General features: G+C 40.9%; 21 protein-coding genes and 1 pseudogene. 10 read left to right on the plus strand and 12 right to left on the minus strand.

From position 1 onward, the window contains the following. Positions 1-124: 124 nt before the first annotated feature. The 3 genes and pseudogenes from A6B40_RS10170 to A6B40_RS01485 all read right to left on the minus strand — a co-directional run. Positions 125-525 (minus strand): annotated as a pseudogene (locus tag A6B40_RS10170) (TonB-dependent receptor); the annotation flags it as partial. 618 nt (positions 526-1,143) lie between these two features. Then, a complete protein-coding gene (locus tag A6B40_RS01480) occupies positions 1,144-2,034 on the minus strand; it encodes a DMT family transporter (RefSeq protein WP_112110962.1) in 891 nt (296 codons plus the stop codon). A 14-nt stretch (positions 2,035-2,048) separates the two neighbouring features. Further along, on the minus strand, positions 2,049-2,804 hold the full coding sequence (locus A6B40_RS01485; protein WP_176671343.1) for a TatD family hydrolase: 756 nt from the start codon (positions 2,802-2,804) through the stop codon (positions 2,049-2,051). A gap of 178 nt (positions 2,805-2,982) precedes the next feature. Between A6B40_RS01485 and A6B40_RS01490 the strand changes: the two genes are divergently transcribed. After that, a complete protein-coding gene (locus A6B40_RS01490) occupies positions 2,983-3,150 on the plus strand; it encodes a hypothetical protein (RefSeq protein ID WP_176671344.1) in 168 nt (55 codons plus the stop codon). A gap of 216 nt (positions 3,151-3,366) precedes the next feature. On the opposite strand, the gene A6B40_RS01495 is transcribed toward A6B40_RS01490, so the two are convergent. Continuing rightward, positions 3,367-4,317, minus strand: coding sequence for a hypothetical protein (locus A6B40_RS01495; RefSeq protein WP_176671345.1), 951 nt, complete (start codon positions 4,315-4,317; stop codon positions 3,367-3,369). A 2-nt stretch (positions 4,318-4,319) separates the two neighbouring features. Beyond that, complete coding sequence (gene uvrB, locus A6B40_RS01500) at positions 4,320-6,338, minus strand: excinuclease ABC subunit UvrB (RefSeq protein ID WP_176671346.1); 2,019 nt, start codon at positions 6,336-6,338, stop codon at positions 4,320-4,322. 174 nt (positions 6,339-6,512) lie between these two features. Between uvrB and efeO the strand changes: the two genes are divergently transcribed. The 7 genes from efeO (at position 6,513) to A6B40_RS01535 (ending at position 12,928) form a co-directional block, all read left to right on the plus strand. Then, entirely contained in the window at positions 6,513-7,328 is an 816-nt protein-coding gene (efeO, locus tag A6B40_RS01505; protein WP_176671347.1) for an iron uptake system protein EfeO, read from the plus strand. A gap of 10 nt (positions 7,329-7,338) precedes the next feature. Next, positions 7,339-8,532: an iron uptake transporter deferrochelatase/peroxidase subunit gene (gene efeB / locus A6B40_RS01510; RefSeq protein ID WP_176671348.1), complete on the plus strand. Its 1,194-nt coding sequence runs from the start codon at positions 7,339-7,341 to the stop codon at positions 8,530-8,532. A gap of 9 nt (positions 8,533-8,541) precedes the next feature. Then, a complete protein-coding gene (locus tag A6B40_RS01515) occupies positions 8,542-9,162 on the plus strand; it encodes a Fe2+/Pb2+ permease (RefSeq protein WP_176671349.1) in 621 nt (206 codons plus the stop codon). 112 nt (positions 9,163-9,274) lie between these two features. Then, complete coding sequence (locus A6B40_RS01520; RefSeq protein WP_176671350.1) at positions 9,275-10,171, plus strand: siderophore ABC transporter substrate-binding protein; 897 nt, start codon at positions 9,275-9,277, stop codon at positions 10,169-10,171. Between the two features lie 87 nt (positions 10,172-10,258). Then, positions 10,259-11,227: an ABC transporter permease gene (locus A6B40_RS01525; RefSeq protein WP_176671351.1), complete on the plus strand. Its 969-nt coding sequence runs from the start codon at positions 10,259-10,261 to the stop codon at positions 11,225-11,227. A 31-nt stretch (positions 11,228-11,258) separates the two neighbouring features. Next, the gene (locus A6B40_RS01530) at positions 11,259-12,158 is read left to right on the plus strand and encodes an iron chelate uptake ABC transporter family permease subunit (protein WP_112111361.1); all 900 of its coding nucleotides are present in this window, start codon (positions 11,259-11,261) and stop codon (positions 12,156-12,158) included. 11 nt (positions 12,159-12,169) lie between these two features. Continuing rightward, positions 12,170-12,928 (plus strand): iron ABC transporter ATP-binding protein, encoded by a 759-nt coding sequence (locus A6B40_RS01535; protein WP_176671352.1) that lies wholly within the window; start codon positions 12,170-12,172, stop codon positions 12,926-12,928. A 13-nt stretch (positions 12,929-12,941) separates the two neighbouring features. On the opposite strand, the gene A6B40_RS01540 is transcribed toward A6B40_RS01535, so the two are convergent. From A6B40_RS01540 to A6B40_RS01565, 6 genes are all read right to left on the minus strand, one after another. Continuing rightward, on the minus strand, positions 12,942-13,760 hold the full coding sequence (locus A6B40_RS01540; protein ID WP_176671353.1) for a PHP domain-containing protein: 819 nt from the start codon (positions 13,758-13,760) through the stop codon (positions 12,942-12,944). A gap of 1 nt (position 13,761) precedes the next feature. After that, positions 13,762-14,361: a DNA glycosylase gene (locus tag A6B40_RS01545; protein ID WP_418887712.1), complete on the minus strand. Its 600-nt coding sequence runs from the start codon at positions 14,359-14,361 to the stop codon at positions 13,762-13,764. Between the two features lie 2 nt (positions 14,362-14,363). Continuing rightward, a complete protein-coding gene (gene sbcB, locus A6B40_RS01550) occupies positions 14,364-15,911 on the minus strand; it encodes an exodeoxyribonuclease I (protein ID WP_176671354.1) in 1,548 nt (515 codons plus the stop codon). Positions 15,912-16,150: 239 nt separating this feature from the next. Continuing rightward, complete coding sequence (gene asnS / locus A6B40_RS01555) at positions 16,151-17,554, minus strand: asparagine--tRNA ligase (RefSeq protein WP_025217346.1); 1,404 nt, start codon at positions 17,552-17,554, stop codon at positions 16,151-16,153. An 818-nt stretch (positions 17,555-18,372) separates the two neighbouring features. Further along, positions 18,373-19,365 carry an EF-P beta-lysylation protein EpmB gene (epmB, locus tag A6B40_RS01560; RefSeq protein WP_176671355.1) on the minus strand — a complete coding sequence of 331 codons (993 nt, stop codon included), beginning with the start codon at positions 19,363-19,365 and terminating at the stop codon, positions 18,373-18,375. 67 nt (positions 19,366-19,432) lie between these two features. Then, entirely contained in the window at positions 19,433-19,975 is a 543-nt protein-coding gene (locus A6B40_RS01565) for a hypothetical protein (RefSeq protein WP_025217348.1), read from the minus strand. 167 nt (positions 19,976-20,142) lie between these two features. Between A6B40_RS01565 and efp the strand changes: the two genes are divergently transcribed. Further along, a complete protein-coding gene (gene efp, locus A6B40_RS01570) occupies positions 20,143-20,709 on the plus strand; it encodes an elongation factor P (RefSeq protein WP_025217349.1) in 567 nt (188 codons plus the stop codon). A gap of 165 nt (positions 20,710-20,874) precedes the next feature. Further along, positions 20,875-22,545 carry a glutamine--tRNA ligase gene (gene glnS, locus A6B40_RS01575; RefSeq protein ID WP_176671356.1) on the plus strand — a complete coding sequence of 557 codons (1,671 nt, stop codon included), beginning with the start codon at positions 20,875-20,877 and terminating at the stop codon, positions 22,543-22,545. A gap of 311 nt (positions 22,546-22,856) precedes the next feature. Here glnS and gdhA read toward each other — a convergent pair whose 3' ends face one another. Continuing rightward, positions 22,857-24,197, minus strand: coding sequence for an NADP-specific glutamate dehydrogenase (gene gdhA, locus A6B40_RS01580; RefSeq protein WP_176671357.1), 1,341 nt, complete (start codon positions 24,195-24,197; stop codon positions 22,857-22,859). Positions 24,198-24,240 lie beyond the last annotated feature (43 nt).

Genomic DNA, 24,240 nt, shown 5'->3' on the forward strand with positions numbered 1-24,240 from the left:
CTTGTTCTCTTGACAGGTGCTAAGTTATTTATAAATAACCATATTTTTATAAAGGAATAATATTGATTGGTTTATTTAACAACAAATTAGGAAATTTTGGTAGATAATCCTTGAATACAGATTAATCTCTGTTTACTTTCAGTAACGGTAAACCTGTGAGCTAGCCTCGTACCATATCGCCGAAAATTGTGGCTTGATATTACTCGTTAAAGCGGTAACTAGCCTCAGCTTCTACACCGTAAAAACGCACTTTTGCCTGATTATAACGATGCATAAATAGCTGATTTTCACGGAATAGATTTTCATTATAAATGTAGTTTTTAAAGTGGTTATAATACAGGTTTACTTTGTAATTTTTCTACCACTCTACTCTGCCAGAAAATTCGAGAGTAAAATCGTCTCACATATATTGCACAATGCCGAATATACTCAGCTGCTTATTGGTATTTTCTACCAATGGGAATTTTACTTCTCGATCATTAGGGGTATTCATACTGCTTTTGGAGCTTGATATTGCACGCCCCAACCCGGAACGTTGGCTAAATGGACTTAAGCTTGACACACTCAATGGCTTTCGCCTCATTGGCAACTTGCCACAGCCTTTGAATATGGTAAAAAACGTAAGCCTTTGGTGTCTGAACTATATTGTTTTAACAGGGGTTTATTCTGGGTTAAAGTCTATGCTTACAAAGAAAAATTGCTGTGGGTTGTGTAACCACAGTAGAGTAACGGAGGCTAGTTTTTAGTTACCGCTATAACCCGGTAAGCCAAAATTACACCTCGGCTAGCAATAGGAATGGCAAACGCTTGGGTTATCAATCAAGCCGCTTTATTCTTGGTGACACCGACAGACGCTACAAAGGCACTACCGTGCTAGGTAGTAAACTCAATCTCGGTAAAATCTGCCACAATCGCGTACAGAGTGCAAACCTTACCCTTTGGAAGTAAAACTGGCATTCTCGAGCTAACAACAAAACTGCAATTTGCCTACGCTAAGCACCGTAGCAACTGCCGAGCCTCTATGCCTAAAGCATCAACTTGATTCTCGAAAGCCGTTTCTGGTCCACCTTAAGGTAACAAGCAGTCAAATTTTCTGAACGTTTTGCAAATTGCAAAAAATGTTAAAAATTTAACCGCTTGTATCTATACAGCGGCTTCTTTTCCTTCCACATAAGTAATATAAACTGTTGCAGCAATAATAATAGCAGCTCCTAGCCATAATTTGCCCGGAGGTACCCAGTTAAAAACGAGCCAGCCGGCTAATACATTGAGCGGTAACTTAATAAAATCAAACGGTTGAATGTAAGAAGCATCTGCTAAATTATAGGCTTTTGCTACTGCTAATTGAGCGAGAGCGGTTAAAAAACCGAGTAAAATTAAAAAGCCGAAATCACTCCACGAAGGAAGGCTAAATCCGCTTGGGCTAAGATTAGTTAAAGCAATCAACAAGTTAAAGGGCGTGATTAAGATAAACAGATAAGCAACCATTGTTGTTGGGCTGTCATAACGGGAAAGTTTTTTAACCATCAATGAATAGCCCGCCCAGAAAAAGGCTGCGGCAAGTGGTAATAATGCAATCAAGTTAAAATTATCGCTCCACGGCTCTAAAATAATCATTGCTCCTACAAAACCAAGTGCGGTGGCAACCCAGCGTCTTTTGCCGACGTGTTCTTTTAAAAATAACCCAGAACCGATGGTAACAAAGAGTGGCGATGTCATCAGTAACGCAATACCCTGCCAAATCGGTAATTGGTTAGCTAATGCCATTGTCCAACACTGAATACCGATTGCGGAAAGAAAAATACGAAGACAATGTTGCCCAAAATGTGCCGTTTTTAATGATGAGAAAAAGCCGACATTATTCATACTTGGCACAAGAAACACAAACGCAATCAGATATTGCACTAATGCAATCACACTAGAGTCAATCGGCGAGATGGAAGTCAGCTTTGGAATAAGCGTATTAATGCAGGCAAACAACACACCTGCGGTGATAATTGCAATTGCCCCTTTAATCGGTTGATGGTTTTTCATAGATTTAATAAATTCTATTTAGTGAGATAAAATGAATACGTATTTTGGCTGATCTGTTCTGCCACCACTTTTTCTGGCAACTGTTTAATTTCTGCCAATTTTTTAATTACGGCAAAAAGTTGCTGAGTAATTTCTACAGGCTTAAATCCCTCGTGTTGCCAAGGGGCATCAGTTTCAATTAAAAGCCGTTCTAACGGAAACGTCTGAGCGACTTTTTGCGTTTTCGGGTTAGTCAAAATATCGGGCGTAAGACTAACAAAATAAGGGGTTAAAAGCAATTTTTCCAACGTTTCATTACTTGCTTTAAACCAATGGAAATGGGCTTTTTGAATTTGATGTCTTGCCAGCAATTCAAGGGCAATTTCCGTATCCTCATACACAATATGCAAATTTAACGGCAAATTATACCGCTTGCTTGCCACAATAAAACGCTCTAACAAATCAATATAAGGCTGATAATCTAATGCCGGATTTTCTCGCTTCAGATAATGCGGCAGTCCCACTTCGCCACAAGCGGTCAAATTTTTATGATTTTTTGCAATAAAATCAAAAAGTTTTTCGATTTCCTTCTCCGAAGGTAATACTTGCTCTGGGTGAAAACCAGCCGTAATGTAGAGATTAGAATACCGCTCTTTTAGTTCTAATAATCTTTCACAACTGGCTAAATCCGTTGCAACAGCAAGCACACCTTGTAAATTAGGTTGATGTAAGATTTGCTCAATTTCTTCATCTGAAAATTGATCGAGATGGATATGGGTATCGAAAAGCATTTTTTCTCCTCTTCTGATAACACAAATTTCTTCACAGAATAAATCTAAAATCAAGCAATAAAAACAATTTTTTTATAATCAAAGTGTCTATTTAGAATTTGACCAAGAAGCCGAAACGGCACAAGTAGCGATACAATCCGCCCTTGATAATCTCCGCCAAGCGGGATTTTCAGATTTAGTGTTACAGGAAGCTGGTGTCAGTTCGTTAAGTGAAATCGCCACCCGAACAGGCTTAACCCGTGCAGCTATTTCTATAACTACGCCAATGGTAAACGAGCCAAAGATTTCCCTCGTCCTGTTTATGGCGTGGCAAGCGGTTCCGCACTCTATTCGTGGAAAGAGGTAACAAATTGGCTTTATCAACGAAATAAAATCTCCAAAATGCAGTGGGAAGTGGCTGAGTGTGGGGCTGTGAGTTAAATTGTAAAAATTTGAGAGAATTTGACCGCTTGTTAGATTGAAGAATGAAGTTGATAGTCCCCGTATCCTGATGGGTACTAAACAAAATTAAGATACTCGTCAGAGACGAGTAGCGAGTAGAGAATACGGAAAATAAATAACTCTATTTATTCTTGGAGTTTGGAACTGTAATATCTCCTAAATTATTTATTGAATTAGATGTTCTATAATTATTACCTGTTAACGCAATTTTAGTAATAATTATGAAGTTTCTCATTTGAGAATCACTATACTCACTATTTTCTGGAAAATCTTTAGGGTTGCTAATTCTATGAATAACCTTTCTAATATAAAATAAAAAAGCTATCGTAGGCATCATTAATGTTATATTTTGTAACACCTGAACCATATAGCTATTATCTTGTTTCATGATATTCCACACTTCTAATTCAGGATTATTAAAATGCATAATAAGTAGAATCAAACCACTAATAGGAGATCCTAGAGTTAGAATAATTAAAAATAATGCTCCTATCCTTTCTAGGATACTAACCTTCGAATCACCTAAGTTGTTTCTGGAACTAAGATTCAAATCACAAATCCTACCTTCCAAAGATATAGGCAAATTGGGATCATTTTTCACAAAAAAATCACAAACAATCCATTCATCAGGATTTAAATAATCAAAATCCACTATAAAGATATTATCCTGGTTTTTATTATTCATAAAAAAATCAATCGAATTATTATATATAATTGGGTTGCCTATCATAATTAAATCATCATCTAACTTAATCCTTAAAGGATCTTTATCAGACAGGTCATTTTTTCTTATAGCTTCAACTCCATTATTCCATATCCTAGCCCGAATACAATATACTGAATCTAACTCCTTATCCGTATATTTATCCACAACCTTAAAGGGATAACCAATATCTTTACCATTACATCTTGTTTCAATAACTATTCCTCTATGAATAACATCAAATCTAATAGATTTTTTACTCTTTACATTCCTAGCTATAAAATATCCAACTATGAAACTAACAATAATTCCTAGAGTGAAAATTATGATATCTTTTAAAGTAATACTAAATATAATTTCATTATTCATTTTTAAATCTCCAACAAATACACCTTCAACTGCTGCACCTTATCCCTTACTGCAGCCGCTTTTTCAAACTCTAAATCTTTCGCAAATTCCCGCATTTGTTGTTCCAACACTTTCAGCTCTTTTTCTAATTCCTTACGGGATTTTGGTTTGTAGTCGTTTGCAGAATTTTCGGCTTTTTTGACCGCTTGTTTGCCGCGTTTTGGCTTGTCGGATTGTCCTATATCGAGCAACTCTCCGACTTTTTTGTTCAGAGCCTGTGGCACAATGCCGTTTTCTTCATTGTATTTCATCTGTTTTTCACGGCGGCGTTCGGTTTCCGTAATCGCTTTTTGCATTGAGTTGGTAATGCGGTCGCCGTATAAAATAGCTTTGCCGTTGAGGTTTCGGGCAGCTCGCCCGATAGTTTGGATAAGAGAGCGTTCAGAACGGAGGAAGCCCTCTTTGTCCGCATCTAAAATCGCCACCAATGATACTTCAGGCATATCCAAGCCCTCACGCAACAAGTTAATCCCCACCAGTACATCAAACATACCCATTCGCAGATCGTGGATGATCTCAACCCGTTCTACCGTGTCGATGTCGCTATGTAAATAACGCACCCGAACGCCGTGTTCGTCTAAATAGTCAGTCAGATCTTCCGCCATTTTTTTGGTCAGCGTAGTTACCAGCACTCGCTCGTCCACCGCCACTCGTTTATGAATTTCCGACAGTAAATCATCAACCTGTGTGGCGACAGGGCGAACTTCGATAATTGGGTCAAGCAAACCAGTTGGGCGAACTACTTGATCGACCACATCAGGATTTTTCTCCAACTCATACGCTCCCGGTGTAGCAGACACATAAATCGTTTGTGGCGAAAGACGTTCAAACTCCTCAAATTTGAGCGGGCGGTTATCTAGAGCAGACGGCAAGCGGAAACCATACTGCACCAGCGTCTCTTTTCTCGCACGGTCACCCCGATACATTCCGCCGATTTGTGGCACAGTAACGTGGCTTTCATCAATCACTAAAATACCGTCGGCAGGCATATAATCAAATAGAGTTGGCGGAGCTTCGCCCTCTTTTCTCCCCGACAGATAGCGTGAGTAGTTTTCAATGCCCGAACAGTAACCTAGCTCGTTCATCATCTCAATATCAAATTGGGTGCGTTGGGCGATGCGTTGCTCTTCCAGCAATTTATTTTCTTGAATAAAGTAGGTACGGCGTTCGGCAAGTTCTTCTTTGATCTGCTCAATTGCATCTAAAATTCGTTCTCGTGGGGTAACATAGTGGGTTTTCGGGTAAATCGTGTAGCGAGGCACTTTGCCTAAACTATGCCCTGTGAGTGGGTCGAACAGCGAGAGGTTTTCGATTTCATCGTCAAACAGCTCAACACGCAGTGCCACTTCATCGCTTTCCGCAGGGTAAATGTCGATCACATCGCCCCGCACACGGAAAGTTGAGCGTTGGAACGCCTGATCGTTACGGGTGTATTGCAATTCCGCAAGGCGGCTTAAAATGTCTCGCTGCCCTATCATCGCCCCCACTTGCAAATGCAACATCATCTGCATATAGGCATCAACATCTCCCAAACCGTAAATGGCAGATACAGAAGCCACCACAATGGTATCTCGGCGTTCGAGGAAAGATTTAGTCGCCGACAGTCGCATCTGTTCGATCTGTTCATTGATGGACGCATCTTTCTCAATAAAGGTATCGCTTGCTGGTACATAGGCTTCGGGCTGGTAGTAGTCATAGTAGGAAACGAAATACTCCACTGCATTTTCAGGGAAAAAGGCTTTCATCTCCGCATAAAGCTGAGCGGCAAGGGTTTTATTCGGGGCAAGCACCATTGCTGGGCGATTGAGCTCGGCAATCACATTTGCAATCGTAAAGGTTTTGCCCGAACCCGTTACGCCGAGTAAAGTTTGATGAGCTAAGCCATCGTTTAAGCCTTCGGTGAGCTTGGCGATTGCAGTTGGCTGATCGCCTGAGGGTTTGAATGGAGAATGGAGAATAAAGGGTTTGTGCTGTTTGCTCATATCGTTCCTACCTAAAAATTTAGGTTATTTTAGCATAAGCAAGCGGTCTTTTTTCGCTAAAAATTTGCAAATTAAAATGTGAGCCAGATCACAAAATTTTTATTTTGTTTTTGAGAATAATTCGCAACAGTATTATTATTCGGCTCAACATATTTCATGTTAGGAGATTTTATTATGCGTTTAACCAAACTTGCTTTTGCCCTTTCTAGCTTTTTTATCGCCGCTCACGCAGTGGCGTTAGATTTAAGCAAAGAAACCGAAACTTACAAACAATTTGTGATTGAAGAAATCGACCAATTAGTAACAGGCACAGAAAAATTTGTTGGTTACCTAGAAAAAGGCGATGTGCAAAAAGCGAAAGAAATCTACCCGCTTGCAAGAATGCACTTTGAGCGTTCAGAACCCATTGCGGAGAGCTTTGGCGATTTAGATCCTCGTATTGATGCTCGTCTTGCCGATTTAGCCGAAGAAGGTAAAACTGAGAAAGATTGGTCGGGCTTCCATAAAATTGAAAAAGTACTATGGGAGAAAAACACTACACAAGGCACAAAAGAAACCGCAGAGCAATTGCTCAAAGATGTGAAAGAGCTACGAGCTAAAATTCCAACCGCAGAAGTTACGCCTGAGCTAATGATTACCGGTGCAGTCGATTTGTTAAACGAAGTTTCAACCACTAAGGTAACAGGCGAGGAAGAAATTTTCTCAAAAACCGATTTGTATGATTTCAAAGCCAATATTGAAGGGGCGGAGAAAATTTATCAAATTTTTAAACCGCAATTAGAGAAAGTGGACGCCAAACTTTCTGCTGAAATTGCGAGCCGTTTTGCGACAGTAAATGAACTGTTGGAAAAACACAATAAATCAAAAACAGGTGGCTATGATTATGTGGGCTACGACACTCTCTCAAAAGCAGATATTAAAGCCCTTGCCGAAGCAGTAAACCAACTGGGCGAACCTCTCGCACAATTAGGTGTGTTATTAAACAAATAAAGGGGTAAAAATGATGGCAGAAAATCGTTCTCGCCGTGATTTCTTAAAACACTCCGCATTAGTGGGAGTAGGCTTGTTGTCTGCTCCTGCTTTTGGTTTAGAATCACGCCAAATTCCACAAAACACGCAAAATCAATACGCTTTTTATGGCGAACATCAAGCAGGCATTATTACACCTGCCCAAAAGCATATCTACTTTTTAGTATTGGATTTAGATACTCAGGATATTGCCAAAGTCAAAGCCATTTTCCAGAATTGGACGGCTTATAGTAACAATCTTACTCAAGGCAAAAACGTGAAGCCTTATAGTGAAAATGCGTTTCTTCCGCCGAATGATACTGGCGAGGCAGATAGTTTATTGCCGCAAAATCTCACGCTGACTTTTGGGGTTAGCCCGAGTTTTTTCCGTAAATTAGGGATTGAAAAATTAAAGCCTGCCGAATTCAACGATCTTCCCCATTTTCCTCGTGATCAACTTCAAGCTGAATACACAGGAGGCGATATCTGCATTCAAGCCTGTGCGGACGACCCGCAAGTAGCTTTTCACGCTGTGCGAAATTTAGTTCGTGCTGCTCGAGGCGAAGTCAAAATGCGTTGGTCGCAAATAGGCTTTAATTCCTTTATTGATGAGCGAACCCCTCGCAATCTATTTGGTTTTAAAGATGGCACTGCAAATGCTGATACGCTAAAAGAGAAAAACAGCACGATTTGGGTGCAAGACGGCTGGTTGAAAGGAGGTTCTTATTTGGCGGTTCGCCGCATTAAGATGTTTTTAGAAACGTGGGATCGCACTCATCTCCGCTCTCAAGAAGAAACCTTTGGTCGCCATCGAGATTCGGGGGCTGGGCTTGGGCATCAACACGAATTTGACACCTTAGATTTGGCCAAAAAAGATGAAAAAGGCAATCTTGCTATTCCTGAAATTTCCCATACTCATCTGGCGAATAAAACAGGTTTAAGAATACTCCGCCGTTCGTTCTCTTATTCAAGTGGAATTGATGATAAAGGGCAATTTGATGCAGGTTTGCTATTTGTTTCTTTCCAACAAAGCCCTGAGCAATTTATCAAAATTCAAAACTCACTTGGCAATGTGGACAAAATGAACGAATATATTACCCATATTGGCAGTGGTTTATTTGCTTGTTTTGCTGGCGTAAAAGATGAAAACGACTACTTAGGTAAAGCCCTATTTGATTTAATTTAAGGAGGATAAATGAAAGTTAAGCATTGGTTACTGATTTCGTTGCTTTTTTCAGCGAATAACGTTCTGGCTAAAGTGGATGTTAGCCCTTTATTTGTACAGCTTTCTGATGCAATGGCAGAAATAAAAAAGGGTGAAATTGCAAAATCTCAGCAAAATTTGACCGCTTTACAGCAACGTTTTTTCAATCTTGAACAAAATGATTCTATTGCTGGTAATAAGGTTAAAACCGCACTTCAGGCAGCTATTGATAATCCCAATACGGAAACTTTAGAACAGCTTGCAAAAAATCTATACGCTTTTGAAAAGGAGCAAAATCCTGTCAATTACGCTGCAAAACATCAAGATTTTATCGCAAAAATGACACCGCTTTATGTCGAATTAAAATTAGCCGCTCAAGCCAAAGATCTTACAAGCATTAAAAAAGCCGCTCGTCAGTTTGGTCGAAATTGGGCAAAACACGAAAAGGCGGTGCGAGAAATCAGCTTAATTCATTATGGTAAATTTGAACGCATTCTAGGTTTAATGCGAATTGCGGTTAATGCGGAAAAGCCCGATTTAATCAAAATAGACAAACTAGCGGAGGAATTAGGCGTGGTAATGGCAGAATTCAACCAAGTTGAGGTTAAATAACCTGATAAAACTTCCATAAATTTTACCCTTGGATGTTGTTTTAACTTCTATATTGTATAAATTTGCGTTAAAATCTTTGAGAATTGTTTTCAATATAGAATAGGATTATTCAATGTTTAAAAAAGTCCTTACTTTAACTACGATGGCTTTGCTAACAGCTTCTGCATTTGCAGCAGAAATTACGATTCCGACAGCTCGTGGCGATGTTACCTTTACCGAAAGTCCGGCTAAAATTGCGGTGTTTGATACAGGTAGTCTTGATACTTTACAAGCCTTAGGGGTAAAAATTGATGGTATGCCGGAGGTTAAAGTAATTCCTTATTTAAAAGCCAGTGCCGAAAAAGCAACCAACGTAGGCACTTTATTTGAGCCAAATTTAGAAGCCTTACATAGCTTGCAACCTAATTTAATCATTGTGGGCACTCGTAGTGCGAAAAAATTTGATGAAGTGAGTCAAATCTCAAGAACCATTGATATGACCGATAACGGCGATAAACTCATCGAAAGTGGGTTACAGCGTATCGATTCTTTGGGGAAATTATTTAATAAAGAAGCTGAAGCTGAAAAACTCAAAACTGAAATCAATACCCTACTTGAGCAGACTCAAAAAGTGGCAAAAGATAAAGGAAATGGGTTAATTATACTGGTGAATGGAGGTAAAATTTCGGCTTTCGGTTCAGGTTATCGTCTAAGCTGGATTCACGAGAGCTTAGGCATTCCAATGGCAGATCCAAGCATTAAAAATGCTGGGCACGGTCAGCCGGTTTCATTTGAATTTGTGCAAAAATTAAACCCTGATTGGTTATTTGTGCTAGATCGTATTGCAGCTATCGGCGAAGAAGGACAATCCGCCCAACAAGTGTTAGATAATGAATTAATCCGTCAAACTAAAGCTTGGAAAAATGGCAATATTGTGTATTTAAGCAGTGCATCATACTTAGCACCGGGTGGCTATGAGCAGATGAAAACCGACTTAAATATCATTAAATCAGCGTTTGAGAAAAAATAATTATCTTTACAAGCGGTCATTTTTTATCATTTTTTGCAAAATAGAGATGCAAAATTTTTATAAAAAATGACCGCTTGCATTTATCCTATGACCTCTTTTTTTAGATTAAATCTCCTTTTTCTGTTATTGCTTATCCCAATCAGTATGAGTGTGGGCGTGGCGGATTTCAGCTGGCATGAAATATTTAGCTCATCAGAGCAAAGCCAAATCTTTTTTATTAGCCGATTACCCAGAACACTTGCCGTCCTGTTAGTGGGGGCAACACTCGCCATTGCCGGAATGGTATTGCAAATCGTATTAAAAAATCGCTTTATTGAACCCAGTATGATTGGTGCCAGCCAAAGTGCGGCGATTGGTATTTTAATCATAAGCCTATTCTTTCCTGCTTCTGCTCTGCTGCTGAAAATGTCTATTGCGACACTCTGTGCCTTAATTGGAATGGGCATTTTTATGTTGCTGATTAGAAAATTGCCACCTTATCAACAATTAATGTTGCCTTTAGTCGGCATTGTATTTGGTAATGTGATTGAGGCAATTTCGACTTATATTGCCTATGAAACAGATAGCTTACAGGTGCTTTCTGTTTGGTTTTCCGGTGATTTCTCGGGGATTTTGGCTGGTCGTTATGAATTACTTTGGCTTACCGCTATTTTAGCAGTTGTTGTCTATATTATGGCAGATAAACTAACCATTGCCGGTTTAGGCGAAAACATCAGCACCAATTTAGGGATTAACTATAAGCAGATGACTTGGTTAGCTTTGGTAGTTGTGGCAATCATCACTTCAATTGTGGTGGTAACAGTAGGGCAAATTCCTTTCATCGGTTTAGTTGTGCCGAATATTGTCTCTCGTATTGCCGGTGACCGATTACGCAAAAATCTGCCAACTGTCGTGGTATTAGGGGCAAATTTAGTGCTAGCTTGTGATATTTTAGGGCGTGTAATTAATGTCCCTTATGAAATCCCTATTTCAACGGTTTTTGGCATTGTTGGAACAATTATTTTCCTTTATTTATTGCTCAAAGAAAAACGCATTGAGGGGAAACATCGTGGTTAAATCTCGCTTGATTATTTTAGCCTTTAGCTTAATGTTATCCATACTCTTTTATCTGACTTATAATGCCAAAGGTAGCTGGGATTTCATTCTGGCTTTTCGAGGGAAAAAGCTCATTTTGCTCTGCACCGTCGCTTATACCATTGGTGTTTCTACATTATTATTTCAGACTTTAACCCATAACCCGATTTTAACCCCAAGTATTTTAGGTTTTGATTCCCTTTACTTGCTGTTACAGACTTCATTAGTCTTCTTTTTCGGCGGAATTGGATTTACACAGCTTGAGCCAAGTAGTAAATTTTTATTTGAAACATTACTGATGCTCGGGGCGGCCATATTACTCTTTCGTTCATTAACCCCAAATAAATCCGATCTAACCCGGATGATTTTAATTGGTGTCGTATGCGGCGTGCTTTTTAGAAGTTTAAACAATTTACTGCAACGAATGATAGACCCAACCGAATTTGCAGTAGCCCAAGGTTCATCCTTTGCCTCATTTAATCTCACGACACCTGCTCTGCTTTGGATTAGCTCAATCATTGCGATTTTATCTGCCATTTGGATTTGGCGACAACGCCATAAGTTAGATATTCTCTTATTAGGGCAAGATAAAGCAATTGGACTCGGCTTAGAATATCATCAATTTTCCCGCCAATTATTGATTTGTTGTGCCTTATTAGTATCGGTTTCAACCGCATTAGTAGGGCCAATCTTATTTTTAGGATTGTTGGTTTGTGCCATTGTCAATGCAATTAGTCCAACGGTTTACCATAGTGTACGCATTCCAATGACTTTTTTAATTTCAGCGATTACGCTTATTTTAGGGCAAGCCATTTTTGAGCAAGTATTGAAAATGCAAGGCGTGTTAAGCGTGGTTATTGAGTTAATTGGCGGAATTGTCTTTATCTATCTCATTTTAAAACGGAAAAAATAGTCAGCAAGAAAATGATAACAGTCAAAAATCTTCATCACAAAATTGGCAATGCAACCATTTTGAATAATATCAATTTAACCATTCCAAATGGTGGTATTACGGCATTAATCGGGGCAAACGGAGCAGGTAAATCTACCCTGCTTTCACTTATCGCCCGTTTACAAGAGATCCAAGAAGGCGAAATTCATTTAAATGAGTTGAATATTGCGAAAACAGCTTCCAGAACCATAGCAAAACAGTTAGCCATTTTAACGCAAGATAATGTTGTGCATAGCCGAATTACAGTCAGAGATCTCTTAATGTTCGGTCGCTATCCTCATCATCAAGGCAGAATAACAGAACAAGATCATCATATTGTGGAAGAAGCACTTGAGCGTTTTGACTTAGCCGGCTTTGCTCATCGCTTCTTAAATGAATTATCTGGCGGACAACGCCAACGGGCTTTAATTGCAATGACTTTTTGCCAACAAACGAATTATATTTTATTAGATGAGCCGCTTAATAATTTGGATATGTTCCACGCTCGAGAGCTAATGAAGCTACTTCGTCGATTAACCGATGAACTTTCTCTTACCACAGTCATGGTTGTTCACGATATTAATGTTGCCGCAGCTTATGCCGATACCATTATTGCAATGAAAAACGGCGAGATTGAAAAGATAGGTTCACCTCAGCAAATTATCACAAATGAAAACTTGAAAGCAGTCTTTAACCTTGATGCCGAAGTACTCGAACATCAAGGAAAACCACTTGTTATTCATCATATTTAACATGCTTTGGGCGCTAAAATAACGCCCAAATTGGTCTGCACTCTTTCGGCAATTCTAAACTTCTGCCTAACTCTACCCAACCGGTCGGATAGTGGAAATCTGAGCCAACCGAGCCGTATAAATCAAACTCTTTTGCCCAACGAGCCAATAATTGGCGTTGATCTGGGGTTTGTCCACAACCTGAAATTTCAATGCCGTCACCGCCGGCAAGTTTGAAATCAACAATTAAACGTCGAATCCAACGAGAAGTCATTTTGTAGCGTAACGGGTGGGCGATCGCAATCACGCCGCCTGCTTTGTGTGTAATTTGAACCGCTTCTTCCAAACTGCTCCACTTAGGCTTCACATAAGCGGGTTTGCCCATTCCTAGATAGCGTTTGAAAGCGTGTTCGATGTTGCGAACGTGCCCTTGCTCGTATAAAAAACGACCGTAATGGGCTCGGGTCACTTCGCCTGTAGCTAAGGCTTTTGCCCCTTCATAAGCATTCGTAATGCCGGCTTTTGCTAATTTTTCCCCAATTTCGACCGCTCGCTCTTCACGCAATTTGGCTTGATTATCCAAAAATTGGATCAGTTCCTCATTATTTTCATCAATATTGAGAGCCGCGAGGTGAATGCTTTTTTCTTGCCAAACAATCGAAATTTCAACGCCTGAAATCAATGTGATCGGCTGAGTTTGGGCAAAGGTTTTAGCTTCACGAATGCCGGAAATAGTGTCGTGATCGGTTAAAGCCAACATATCCACGCCCTGCTCAATCGCTCGCTGCACTAATTCCGTGGGGGAAAGCACGCCGTCAGAGGCGGTGCTGTGTGAATGTAAATCGTATTTCATCTTAATCCTTAATCAGCCCTGCCTGCACAAAAAATTGGCGATAGGCCTCGGTCTTTTTCGCTAAACTTAACGGATAAGCCCTTGAGGTAGAAGGCAGGCGGTATAAAAACAGATCTCTTGCTGCGGTGTATGGATACACCACCCACTCATTGGTTTTCGGGGCTTTGACTTTTTCGTTTAACAGCGAAAGCAGCGTATCGGTTGCTAAACCACCGGTAGTAAATAACCATTTCATTTTCGGCAGCAGGGTTAAAAGCTCATCCATATCCACCGGATCAACAATTTTTAAATCTTTATCCGCCGCATTACCTTTCAAACGAATCGCCGTTTTGGCGGAAGAACAAAGGGCAATCCCTTTTTCTCGCAAAAAGGCTTCAATGCGAAGAGGGTCAAAACGCTTTTCATTGCCCACTCGGAAATGATCCGAATTTTGATAAAACAGGTTGCCCATAATTCGCCACATATCATTTTGGAAATTCGGATAATGAAACTCCATACAGCGTTTTTCGGAGGTTGGCGGAAAAGTGCCGACCATAACCACTGTCGCATGTTCGGGCAAAATCGGCTCAAACGGATGATGTTCTAAGACTAAATTTTCCACGGCTATTTGATTAATTCCTTCAACATTTTAAGTTTTTCCGCTTTGTCTAAATTCTGCTCGGCGACTTTATTGAGATCGCTAACTAATTTTTCCTCTTTTGCAGAATTTTTCGCATAAACGACCGCTTGTTTCTGGGAAATTAGCTCGGCGTAAGCGGTCAAATTTTCCAATAATTTTACTTTTTCCAGATTATCGTGATGCTGTTGGAACAGCTCATCAATAGACTTGGCAAACTGCTCCGCTTTTGCATCAATTTGCTGATTGCAATATTTCTGCCATTTGACTTGCTCAGCTCGGCTGAGCGTTTGCGGATAATGCCTCGCCCGATAATGGAATAGCAACGCTTCCACACGAGGATCTTCAAATTTCAACCCGTGGTTCGCCAGTTCTTCCGGCGGTAAATTGCGTAAAATTGTCATATTGTTTTTATCGGCGGTAGAGAAAAAACCGTCATAAAGCGTAGTTTCTACGTTAGCGGAAGGCTCGAATGTGCGTTCATCGTGAAAAATTTCCAGCACTTTTTCACGCACTAGCGATTTTTGTGCTTTTAACGCTTTTAAATTTTCCAAACAGAACGCACGGTCAATTCCAAGTCGTTCGGCATTTTCAGGTAATAACGTTTTCGCCGGGGCTAAAATCGGGCATTTATTGATATGCACTAATTTCAGCGGTACGGGGAGTTCATTCTCGGCTAACTCCTCACGTTTGGTATATAGGCGTTGGCGTAGAGTTTCCGCATTTTCATTGAGTAAACCGTTCATATCGCCCGATAAATCGCACACAATCACCGCATTGGGATTAGTCGGGTGCCATGCCAACGGCACAACCCAAGCGGTGTTGCCACGGTAGTTTCCCAACATTCCCGAAACGTGAACAAGTGGCGTCATTTCACCTGTGTCAATCAGTTTTTCCACCTCTTTTTTGCTGCGTAAATTAAAGAAAAAATCGAATAATTTCGGCTGTTTTTCCTTAATCAATTTCGCCATTGCAATGGTGGCGTAAACGTCCGACATCGCATCATGAGCGTTTTCGTGGGCAATGCCGTTCGCTTCGGTCAAATTTTCTAATTTAAAACTCGGTACGCCGTTTTCATCTCGCACCCACTCAATGCCGTCCGGACGCAGTGCATAACAAGCCCGCACTAAATCCAACAAATCCCAGCGAGAATTACCGTTTTTCCAACTGTATTCGTACGGATCGTAAAAATTGCGGAAAAAGGTGTAGCGGGTCATTTCATCGTCATAGCGGATATTGTTATAACCGATGGTGCAAGTGTTTGGCTGGCTAAATTCTGCGTGAATACGAGCAGCAAATTCGGGTTCAGACAACCCTTCAGCGTTACATTGTTGCGGTGTAATGCCTGTCACCATCACCGCTTCCGGGCTAGGCAGGTAGTCCGGCGTTTGTTTGCAATAAAACATTACCGGCTCACCGACAATATTAAAATTCTCATCAGTACGAATACCTGCAAACTGTGCCGGACGGTCAGAAGCCGGGCCAACCCCAAAACTTTCGTAATCGTAAAAGAAAAAAGTGAAATTTTTGCTCATTGCTGTTTATCAGTTGGAAAAATTGGGGAAATTGTACCATAGTTGGAGGGAAAGAGAGGAAATACAAGCGGTGGTTTTTCAGTAAAATTATACAAATAAGTCATATTTTGCTATTTATCTCTCATTTAGATTGAAACAATAGCCAAGCAGGTGAAAATGTATCAAAAAAGGCGAAATCGTAACATTTTCGCCTTTTTTGACCGCTTGCAAGCGGTAGAATTTAGTCTATTTTTTGCAAATTAGAAGTTTGCATTGCGTGGTGCACGAGGGAATGGGATCACATCACGAATGTTTTGTAAACCGGTCACATACACGATTAAACGCTCGAAGCCTAAGCCGAAGCCAGAGTGCGGCACGGTGCCGTATTTGCGTAAATCACGATACCACCAGTAGTCTTCAGGGTTCAAGCCCATTTCGACCATACGAGCATCTAGCACATCTAAACGCTCTTCACGTTGTGAACCACCGATGATCTCACCGATTCCTGGCGCTAAAACGTCCATTGCCGCAACGGTTTTGCCGTCTTCGTTTAAACGCATATAGAACGCTTTAATGTCTTTCGGGTAGTTTTTCACCACAACTGGTGATTTGAAGTGTTCTTCCGCAAGGTAACGTTCGTGCTCAGAAGAAAGATCGATACCCCATTCCACCGGGAATTCAAACGATTTGCCTGATTTTAATAAAATCTCGATGGCATCGGTGTAATCCACTTGAGCAAATGGCGAGTTGATGAAGTTCTCCAAACGGCTGATAGCGTCTTTATCCACGTGTTTAGCGAAGAACTCCATATCGTCTTTGCGTTCAGCAAGCACGGCACGGAAAACGTATTTCAACATATCTTCCGCTAATTTTGCGTTGTCGTTTAAGTCTGCGAATGCCACTTCAGGCTCCATCATCCAGAACTCGGCTAAGTGACGAGTGGTGTTGGAGTTTTCCGCACGGAAAGTCGGGCCGAAGGTGTACACTTTGCTTAACGCACAAGCGTAGGTTTCTGCATTTAACTGACCAGATACGGTTAAGAATGACTCTTTACCGAAGAAATCTTGGTTGAAATCCACTTTGCCGGCATCATTACGAGGTAGGTTTTCTAAATCTAATGTTGAAACACGGAACATTTCGCCAGCACCTTCGGTGTCAGATGCGGTGATAACTGGTGTGGCAACCCAGTAGAAACCTTGTTCGTGGAAGAAACGGTGAATTGCTTGAGCTAAACAGTGACGAACACGAGCGACCGCACCGATTAAGTTTGTGCGTGGGCGTAAGTGTGCGACTTCACGCAAATATTCGATAGAGTGGCGTTTTGCTGCCATTGGGTAAGTGTCTGGATCTTCCACCCAACCAAGTACTTCAACGTGGCTGGCTTGGAGTTCAACTGCTTGACCTTCAGCTGGGGATTCCACCACTTTACCCGTCACCACGACAGAGCAGCCGGCGGTTAAACGCAACACTTCATCGTTATAATTTGGTAAATCGTTGTTGATGATCGCTTGAATTGGGTCAAAGCAAGAGCCGTCATACACAGCTAAGAATGATAAACCTGCTTTTGAGTCACGGCGGGTACGCACCCAGCCACGCACTGCAACTTCTTCACCTACCGCAATTTTGCCCGATAGGATTTCCGAAACGGATGGAAATTTAGACATTTTATACCTCAAATTTTTCTTGTGAGTTTTTAAGAAAATAAACGTTCAGCATTTTACAAGAAAATAGCTAGAAATATAATCATTTTGCGGAATTATTTGCAAATTTGTTGGTCTATATAAGCATTGCAAGTAGTTGAATCTGGATTTGCTTAGTTTTAAAAAATTTTTTATTTTTTAATGAACTTTCGTTCAGTTGGTTAGTCTGAGTATATGTAACAGATTTATGCAAGTTTTTTTCATTAATTTCCTTAGGTAAGACCTCCGCCCCTTTTCGCTGTTTTGATTAGGGGCTTTTTTTTGGGACTTTCACAGCAAAATTAAGTCATTATTCTTTTTTCAACGATTTTTTATATTTGTTAAACCCTATAAATCGTTTTTCCAACAAAACTGTTTTTCTACGATATTTATCAACTCTTCTTATTAAAAACGGGAGCAAAGAGCTAGATATGATAGATAGCCAAAATCTTAGCTTAAAAAGTTCTTCTACTGAAAATCGCTTTCCCGTTAATTGAAAGAATTCATTATGATCGTAAAGTAGCAAAGTAATGGATATCATGACGACCAAATATGAAGAAATATAGAAAGGAGATAATTTTAAGTACCTAGTAATGATACTGCCGGTTAACCGTATCTTGTTATCTATAATAAAAAATGAAAGAATACCTAAACTCAGTAGAATTGTTAATGCCCTAAAAACTAATGGCATATTAAAATCATAAGATAACCCATAAGCAATCAGGCATATAGGAATAAAGCTAATAAAATACAATATAGATAGTATTTTATTACCAATCGAATTAAATTTTGCCCTTCCCATTTTACCCTTTCAGCGTTTTATTCGGCTCTTTGGCAATTTCTCTTGCCAGTTTTGGCACAAGGTAGCCTGAGGTGATTTTTTGCAATTCTCGGTAAATTTCGACCGCTTGTTCGTCTTCAATATAGAAATGGCTCGCCCCTGAAACCTTGTCAAACAGGTGCAGATAATACGGCAGAATGCCAACTTCAAACAGTTTGTCGCTTAAGGCTTTGAGCGTTTGGGCGTTGTCATTAATGCCTTTGAGCATCACCGATTGATTCAGCAACACCACCCCAGCGTTTTTTAGCCTCGCCATTTTTTCCGCAAATTGAGCGTCAATTTCATTGGCGTGATTAATGTGCGTCACCAATACAACATTCAAACGAGATTGCGATAACCGATCACATAATTCAGTCGTAATGCGGTTTGGAATCACCACCGGCAAGCGTGAATGAATACGCAACGTTTTGATGTGTGGAATCTGTTCGATTTCATTCAGCAACCAATCTAACTCAGAATCTTTCGCCATCAGCGGATCGCCCCCTGAAAAAATCACCTCTTCTAGCTCGGAATGGGCGGCAATATACAGCAAACTCTCCGCCCAAACCGTTTTGCCACTTTTCACTTCATCATACGGAAAATGGCGGCGGAAACAGTAACGGCAGTTAATCGCACAGCTGTTTTTTACCATAAATAACAAACGGTTATGGTATTTGTGCAGAATATTCGGGGCTGGGCTCTGCTGCTCTTCTAACGGATCTGCTACAAATCCCTCTGTTTCCACAAATTCCGCTTGCAATGACATTGCTTGCAGGAAAAGCGGATCATTCGGGTTACCTTTTTCCATTTTGTCCGCAAAGGCTCTCGGCACTCGTAAAGCAAATAATTTACGAGCAGCAATATCTGTCTCAAAATCAGCAGGATTGAGGTTGAGAAATTGCAGTAAATCGATAGGATTATTAAAGGCTTGAGCCAGCTCGGTTAGCCAAAGCGGTTTGATTTGAATTGGTTGCATTTATCGCTGATTTATCATTATAAAAACAATGGGAGGGTTAAAACCCTCCCCTACGCATTTTTTAATATTAAGGAATTAAATTACATTGCAACGGTGTGCCGTTCGGGTTCACCATTACCACCGGTGAGGTTTGCACGCCCTGTGCAGCAATTAAATATTGCACGCCTGAAATGCAATAACGGCGATATCCATCTGTTTTTTCCACTAAGAATGGATCGATTTGTCCGCCAATGCTTTTAAACTCTGCCACTGCACCATTTGCAACATTTTGAGCAGAATTAACCGCTTGTTGTGCATTTGCCTCCGCGGGTTGGTTGGCGTGAGCGGTTGAAGACATCATATCACCTAAAATATAACCTGCCGCTGCCCCCATCGCTACATTTGCCATTGTGCTGCCTTGGCGAGCCGGCTGTTGTGCAGCGGCATTATTTGGCGTGTTAGCAAAAGTCGCATCTTTTTGTTGCGTTTGTTGGCTTTGCTGTTTAGCCACTGGTTTGGTAGCTACTGCTTTTGATGGGCTAGAACGGAAGCTACCGCCACCACGTTTTGCTTCGGCAACAGTGGCAACAGAAACGGCTAAAATAGCTGAAAGGGCAATTAATTTTTTCATTTAGGTTCCTTCTTGTGATGAAATTTCAAAAATTATAGCAAAAAATCGCAGAGATTTTTCGCTAATTTTGTGAATTTAGGGTATTATATGGCTCTTTTTGACAAACCCAATAGGGGCGAGTTCAAAATTTGTTAATTTATTGTTATTTTTAACTAATTGAGGCAACAATGGCTAGTTACAGCACTAACGACTTTAAAAAAGGTTTAAAATTTATTCAAGATGGCGAACCTTGTGTAATCGTTGAAAACGAATTTGTTAAACCGGGTAAAGGTCAAGCATTTACACGTACTAAAATCCGTAAATTAATCTCTGGTAAAGTATTAGAGATCAACTTCAAATCGGGTACTTCTGTTGAAGCAGCAGACGTGGTTGATGCTAACTACAACTACTCTTACAGCGATGGCGATTTCTGGTACTTTATGCACCCGGAAACTTTCGAACAAATCTCTGTTGATGAAAAAGCATTAGGCGACAACGTAAAATGGTTAGTAGATAACGCAGAATGTATCGTAACGTTATGGAACGGTGCAGCAATCGCAGTAACTCCGCCAAACTTCGTTGAGTTAGAAATCGTAGAAACTGACCCAGGCTTAAAAGGTGACACCGCAGGTACTGGTGGTAAACCGGCAACATTAAGCACTGGTGCAGTAGTAAACGTACCATTATTCGTACAAATCGGCGAAGTGATCAAAGTGGATACCCGTTCAGGCGAATACGTTTCTCGTGTGAAATAATCCACACCCCATACAATTAGAATATGACAAGCGGTCAAGTTTTTTGCAAATTTTGCAATGAATTTGACCGCTTGTTTATTTCAATACTTCCTTTACTAGGGCTTTAAGATTGGGGCAATAAAGTGTAGAATATTGCGTTATTTTGATTAGAAAACAGAGAGAGCTATGAGCGAAGAAATTTTAACGGCTGAGGTTGAGACTCGAGCCAATTTTATTACCCATATTATTGATGAAGATTTAGCCAGCGGTAAACACAACAATGTTTACACCCGCTTCCCACCTGAGCCAAACGGCTATTTGCATATTGGTCACGCAAAATCTATCTGCTTAAACTTTGGTATCGCTCAAGAGTATAAAGGCAAATGTAACCTACGTTTTGATGACACCAACCCGGTAAAAGAAGATGTGGAATATGTGGATTCCATTAAACAAGACGTGGAATGGTTAGGCTTTAAATGGGAGGGCGAGCCACGTTACGCCTCAGACTATTTCGACCAGCTTTACGGCTATGCGATTGAGCTTATCAACAAAGGCTTGGCGTATGTGTGCGAATTGTCGCCTGATGAAATGCGTGAATACCGTGGCACATTAACCGAGCCGGGTAAGAATAGCCCTTATCGTGATCGTTCGGTGGAAGAAAACTTAGCCCTGTTTGAGAAAATGAAAAATGGGGAATTTGAGGAAGGCAAAGCGTGCTTACGTGCTAAAATTGATATGGCGTCGCCATTTATTGTGATGCGTGATCCGGTGCTTTACCGTGTGAAATTTGCCTCACACCACCAAACCGGCGACAAATGGTGCATCTACCCGATGTACGATTTCACCCACTGTATTTCCGATGCGATTGAGCGAATTACCCACTCTATTTGTACGCTAGAGTTCCAAGACAACCGCCGTTTATACGACTGGGTATTGGAAAACATCAGCATTGAACGCCCATTGCCGCATCAGTATGAATTTTCTCGTTTAAATTTAGAAGGCACTTTAACCTCTAAACGTAAATTGTTGAAATTAGTAACAGACGGCATTGTGGACGGCTGGAACGACCCTCGTATGCCGACCATTTCAGGCTTACGCCGCCGTGGTTATACTCCTGCTGCTCTGCGTGAATTCTGTCGCCGCATTGGTGTGACCAAGCAAGATAACGTGGTGGAATACTCTGCTCTTGAGGCTTGCATTCGTGAAGATTTAAACGACAACGCCCCTCGTGCAATGGCGGTAATTAACCCGGTGCGTGTGGTGATTGAAAACTTCGGCGAAAAAGAGATCTTAAAAGCACCAAATCACCCTAACCGCCCGGAATTAGGCGAGCGTGATTTGCCATTCACCCGTGAGCTTTACATTGACGAAGCTGATTTCCGTGAAGAAGCAAACAAGCAATACAAACGCTTAGTGCTTGGCAAAGAAGTGCGTTTGCGTAATGCCTATGTAATTAAAGCCGAGCGTGTGGAGAAAGATGCAAGCGGTCAAATTACCACGATTTTTTGCAGCTACGATCCGGAAACATTAGGTAAAAACCCAGCGGACGGTCGCAAAGTGAAAGGCGTGATCCATTGGGTATCTGCGGAAGATAATAAACCGGCAGAGTTCCGTATTTACGACCGCTTATTCACGGTAGCAAATCCGGGTGGTGAAGACGATGTGAATGCGGTATTAAACCCGGAATCTTTAGTGGTGAAACACGGTTTTGTAGAGCCAAGTTTAGCCAATGCCAAAGCGGAGCAAGGTTATCAGTTCGAGCGTGAAGGTTACTTCTGCTTAGACAGTAAAGACGGCTCGGCAGAAAATTTAGTGTTTAACTTAACCGTTAGCCTAAAAGAGAGCGTGGCGTTCTAACCCCAAAACAAAAAAGATCAAAACGAAATACCGACAGCGATGTCGGTATTTTTTTGCATAAAAAAAGCCCCAATTCTGGGGCCACTCGGAAAGCAAATTTATGTGTTAGGTTGCTAGATACAACACTTATTCTTGTTGGAGCTAAGAGTAAGCGAATTTGTCGAACGTTTCAAACAAATTTTGCAAGAAATGTTAAGCAATGTTTAAAATTGTGATCTACTTCATATTTTTGACCGCTTGTTGAAGCAAAACACCAAACATCAAACAGAAAAAGCCCTCATCACTGAGGGCTAAATTATACCGTTTAGTAATTAAACGACACCTTGCTCCAACATCGCTGTCGCCACTTTTTTGAAGCCTGCAATGTTTGCACCGTTTACATAGTTAATGTAACCGTCTGCTTCTGTGCCGTTTTCCACACAGTTTTGGTGAATGTTTGCCATAATGTTGAATAAGCGTTGATCTACTTCTTCACTAGTCCAAGAAAGACGGATCGCATTTTGGCTCATTTCTAAACCTGAAGTTGCTACACCACCCGCATTCGCTGCTTTACCCGGTGCATAAAGGATTTTCGCACCGATAAACACCTCAACACCGCCTAATGTGGTTGGCATATTCGCACCTTCTGATACACAGAAACAGCCGTTTTTCACGAGTTCTTTCGCATCTTCGGTATCTAACTCGTTTTGTGTTGCACAAGGCAATGCAATTTCACACGCTACGCCCCACGGTTTTTGACCGTCGAAGTATTTTAAGTCTTGCTCTTGAGCGTAAACCGATAAACGTTCACGGCGTTCATTTTTCAGCTCTAATAATGCCGCTAATTGTGCTTCGGTCATACCTGAATCAGGGAACAACACATAGCCGTTTGAATCGGAAACGGTTAAGACTTTACCACCTTTTTGGATCACTTTTTCTGCGGCATATTGTGCTACGTTACCCGAACCCGAAATTACTACACGTTTGCCTTCAATTTGTTGACTACGAGTTGCTAACATTGATTCTGCGAAGTAAACCGCACCGTAACCGGTCGCTTCCGGACGAATTAAGCTACCCCCCCAAGTTAAAGATTTACCGGTTAATACAGAAGTAAACTCATTGCGTAATTTTTTGTACTGACCATACATATAACCGATTTCACGACCACCTACGCCGATGTCGCCCGCCGGTACGTCCGTATCTGCACCGATGTGGCGGAACAATTCGCTCATAAACGCTTGGCAGAAACGCATGACTTCAGCATCAGATTTGCCTTTCGGATCGAAGTCTGAACCACCTTTACCGCCGCCCATTGGCAATGTAGTTAAGGCATTTTTGAATACTTGTTCAAACGCTAAGAATTTTAATACACCTAAATCTACTGTTGGATGGAAACGAATACCGCCTTTGTACGGGCCGATTGCTGAGTTCATTTGTACACGGTAGCCACGGTTTACCTGCACTTGACCTTTGTCATCTACCCAAGTTACACGGAAGCTGATCACACGCTCAGGCTCAATAATACGCTCTAAAATACCTTGCTGGGTATATTTTGGATTTTTTGCTAAGAATGGAGCAAGGCTACCGAACACTTCTTCAACCGCTTGGTGGAATGGTGCTTGGTTCGGGTCACGTTGTTTGATTTTTTGGAAAAGGGCGTTTAAATCGCTCATTTGATACTCCTGAAATTTTTATATGATGTTGTGTTTTAAGATG

Origin of the sequence: Mannheimia varigena, assembly GCF_013377235.1 — a bacterium.
In the GTDB taxonomy this organism is placed as follows: Bacteria; Pseudomonadota; Gammaproteobacteria; order Enterobacterales; family Pasteurellaceae; genus Mannheimia; species Mannheimia varigena.

What these genes read in the sequence shown, in the direction of transcription:
- A6B40_RS01480 (WP_112110962.1), bottom strand. Translation starts at nt 2,034, where the DNA reads ATGAAAAACCATCAACCGATTAAAGGGGCAATTGCAATTATCACCGCA.
- A6B40_RS01485 (WP_176671343.1), bottom strand. Translation starts at nt 2,804, where the DNA reads ATGCTTTTCGATACCCATATCCATCTCGATCAATTTTCAGATGAAGAA.
- A6B40_RS01495 (WP_176671345.1), bottom strand. Translation starts at nt 4,317, where the DNA reads ATGAATAATGAAATTATATTTAGTATTACTTTAAAAGATATCATAATT.
- uvrB (WP_176671346.1), bottom strand. Translation starts at nt 6,338, where the DNA reads ATGAGCAAACAGCACAAACCCTTTATTCTCCATTCTCCATTCAAACCC.
- efeO (WP_176671347.1), top strand. Translation starts at nt 6,513, where the DNA reads ATGCGTTTAACCAAACTTGCTTTTGCCCTTTCTAGCTTTTTTATCGCC.
- efeB (WP_176671348.1), top strand. Translation starts at nt 7,339, where the DNA reads ATGATGGCAGAAAATCGTTCTCGCCGTGATTTCTTAAAACACTCCGCA.
- A6B40_RS01515 (WP_176671349.1), top strand. Translation starts at nt 8,542, where the DNA reads ATGAAAGTTAAGCATTGGTTACTGATTTCGTTGCTTTTTTCAGCGAAT.
- A6B40_RS01520 (WP_176671350.1), top strand. Translation starts at nt 9,275, where the DNA reads ATGTTTAAAAAAGTCCTTACTTTAACTACGATGGCTTTGCTAACAGCT.
- A6B40_RS01525 (WP_176671351.1), top strand. Translation starts at nt 10,259, where the DNA reads ATGACCTCTTTTTTTAGATTAAATCTCCTTTTTCTGTTATTGCTTATC.
- A6B40_RS01530 (WP_112111361.1), top strand. Translation starts at nt 11,259, where the DNA reads ATGTTATCCATACTCTTTTATCTGACTTATAATGCCAAAGGTAGCTGG.
- A6B40_RS01535 (WP_176671352.1), top strand. Translation starts at nt 12,170, where the DNA reads ATGATAACAGTCAAAAATCTTCATCACAAAATTGGCAATGCAACCATT.
- A6B40_RS01540 (WP_176671353.1), bottom strand. Translation starts at nt 13,760, where the DNA reads ATGAAATACGATTTACATTCACACAGCACCGCCTCTGACGGCGTGCTT.
- sbcB (WP_176671354.1), bottom strand. Translation starts at nt 15,911, where the DNA reads ATGAGCAAAAATTTCACTTTTTTCTTTTACGATTACGAAAGTTTTGGG.
- asnS (WP_025217346.1), bottom strand. Translation starts at nt 17,554, where the DNA reads ATGTCTAAATTTCCATCCGTTTCGGAAATCCTATCGGGCAAAATTGCG.
- epmB (WP_176671355.1), bottom strand. Translation starts at nt 19,365, where the DNA reads ATGCAACCAATTCAAATCAAACCGCTTTGGCTAACCGAGCTGGCTCAA.
- A6B40_RS01565 (WP_025217348.1), bottom strand. Translation starts at nt 19,975, where the DNA reads ATGAAAAAATTAATTGCCCTTTCAGCTATTTTAGCCGTTTCTGTTGCC.
- efp (WP_025217349.1), top strand. Translation starts at nt 20,143, where the DNA reads ATGGCTAGTTACAGCACTAACGACTTTAAAAAAGGTTTAAAATTTATT.
- glnS (WP_176671356.1), top strand. Translation starts at nt 20,875, where the DNA reads ATGAGCGAAGAAATTTTAACGGCTGAGGTTGAGACTCGAGCCAATTTT.
- gdhA (WP_176671357.1), bottom strand. Translation starts at nt 24,197, where the DNA reads ATGAGCGATTTAAACGCCCTTTTCCAAAAAATCAAACAACGTGACCCG.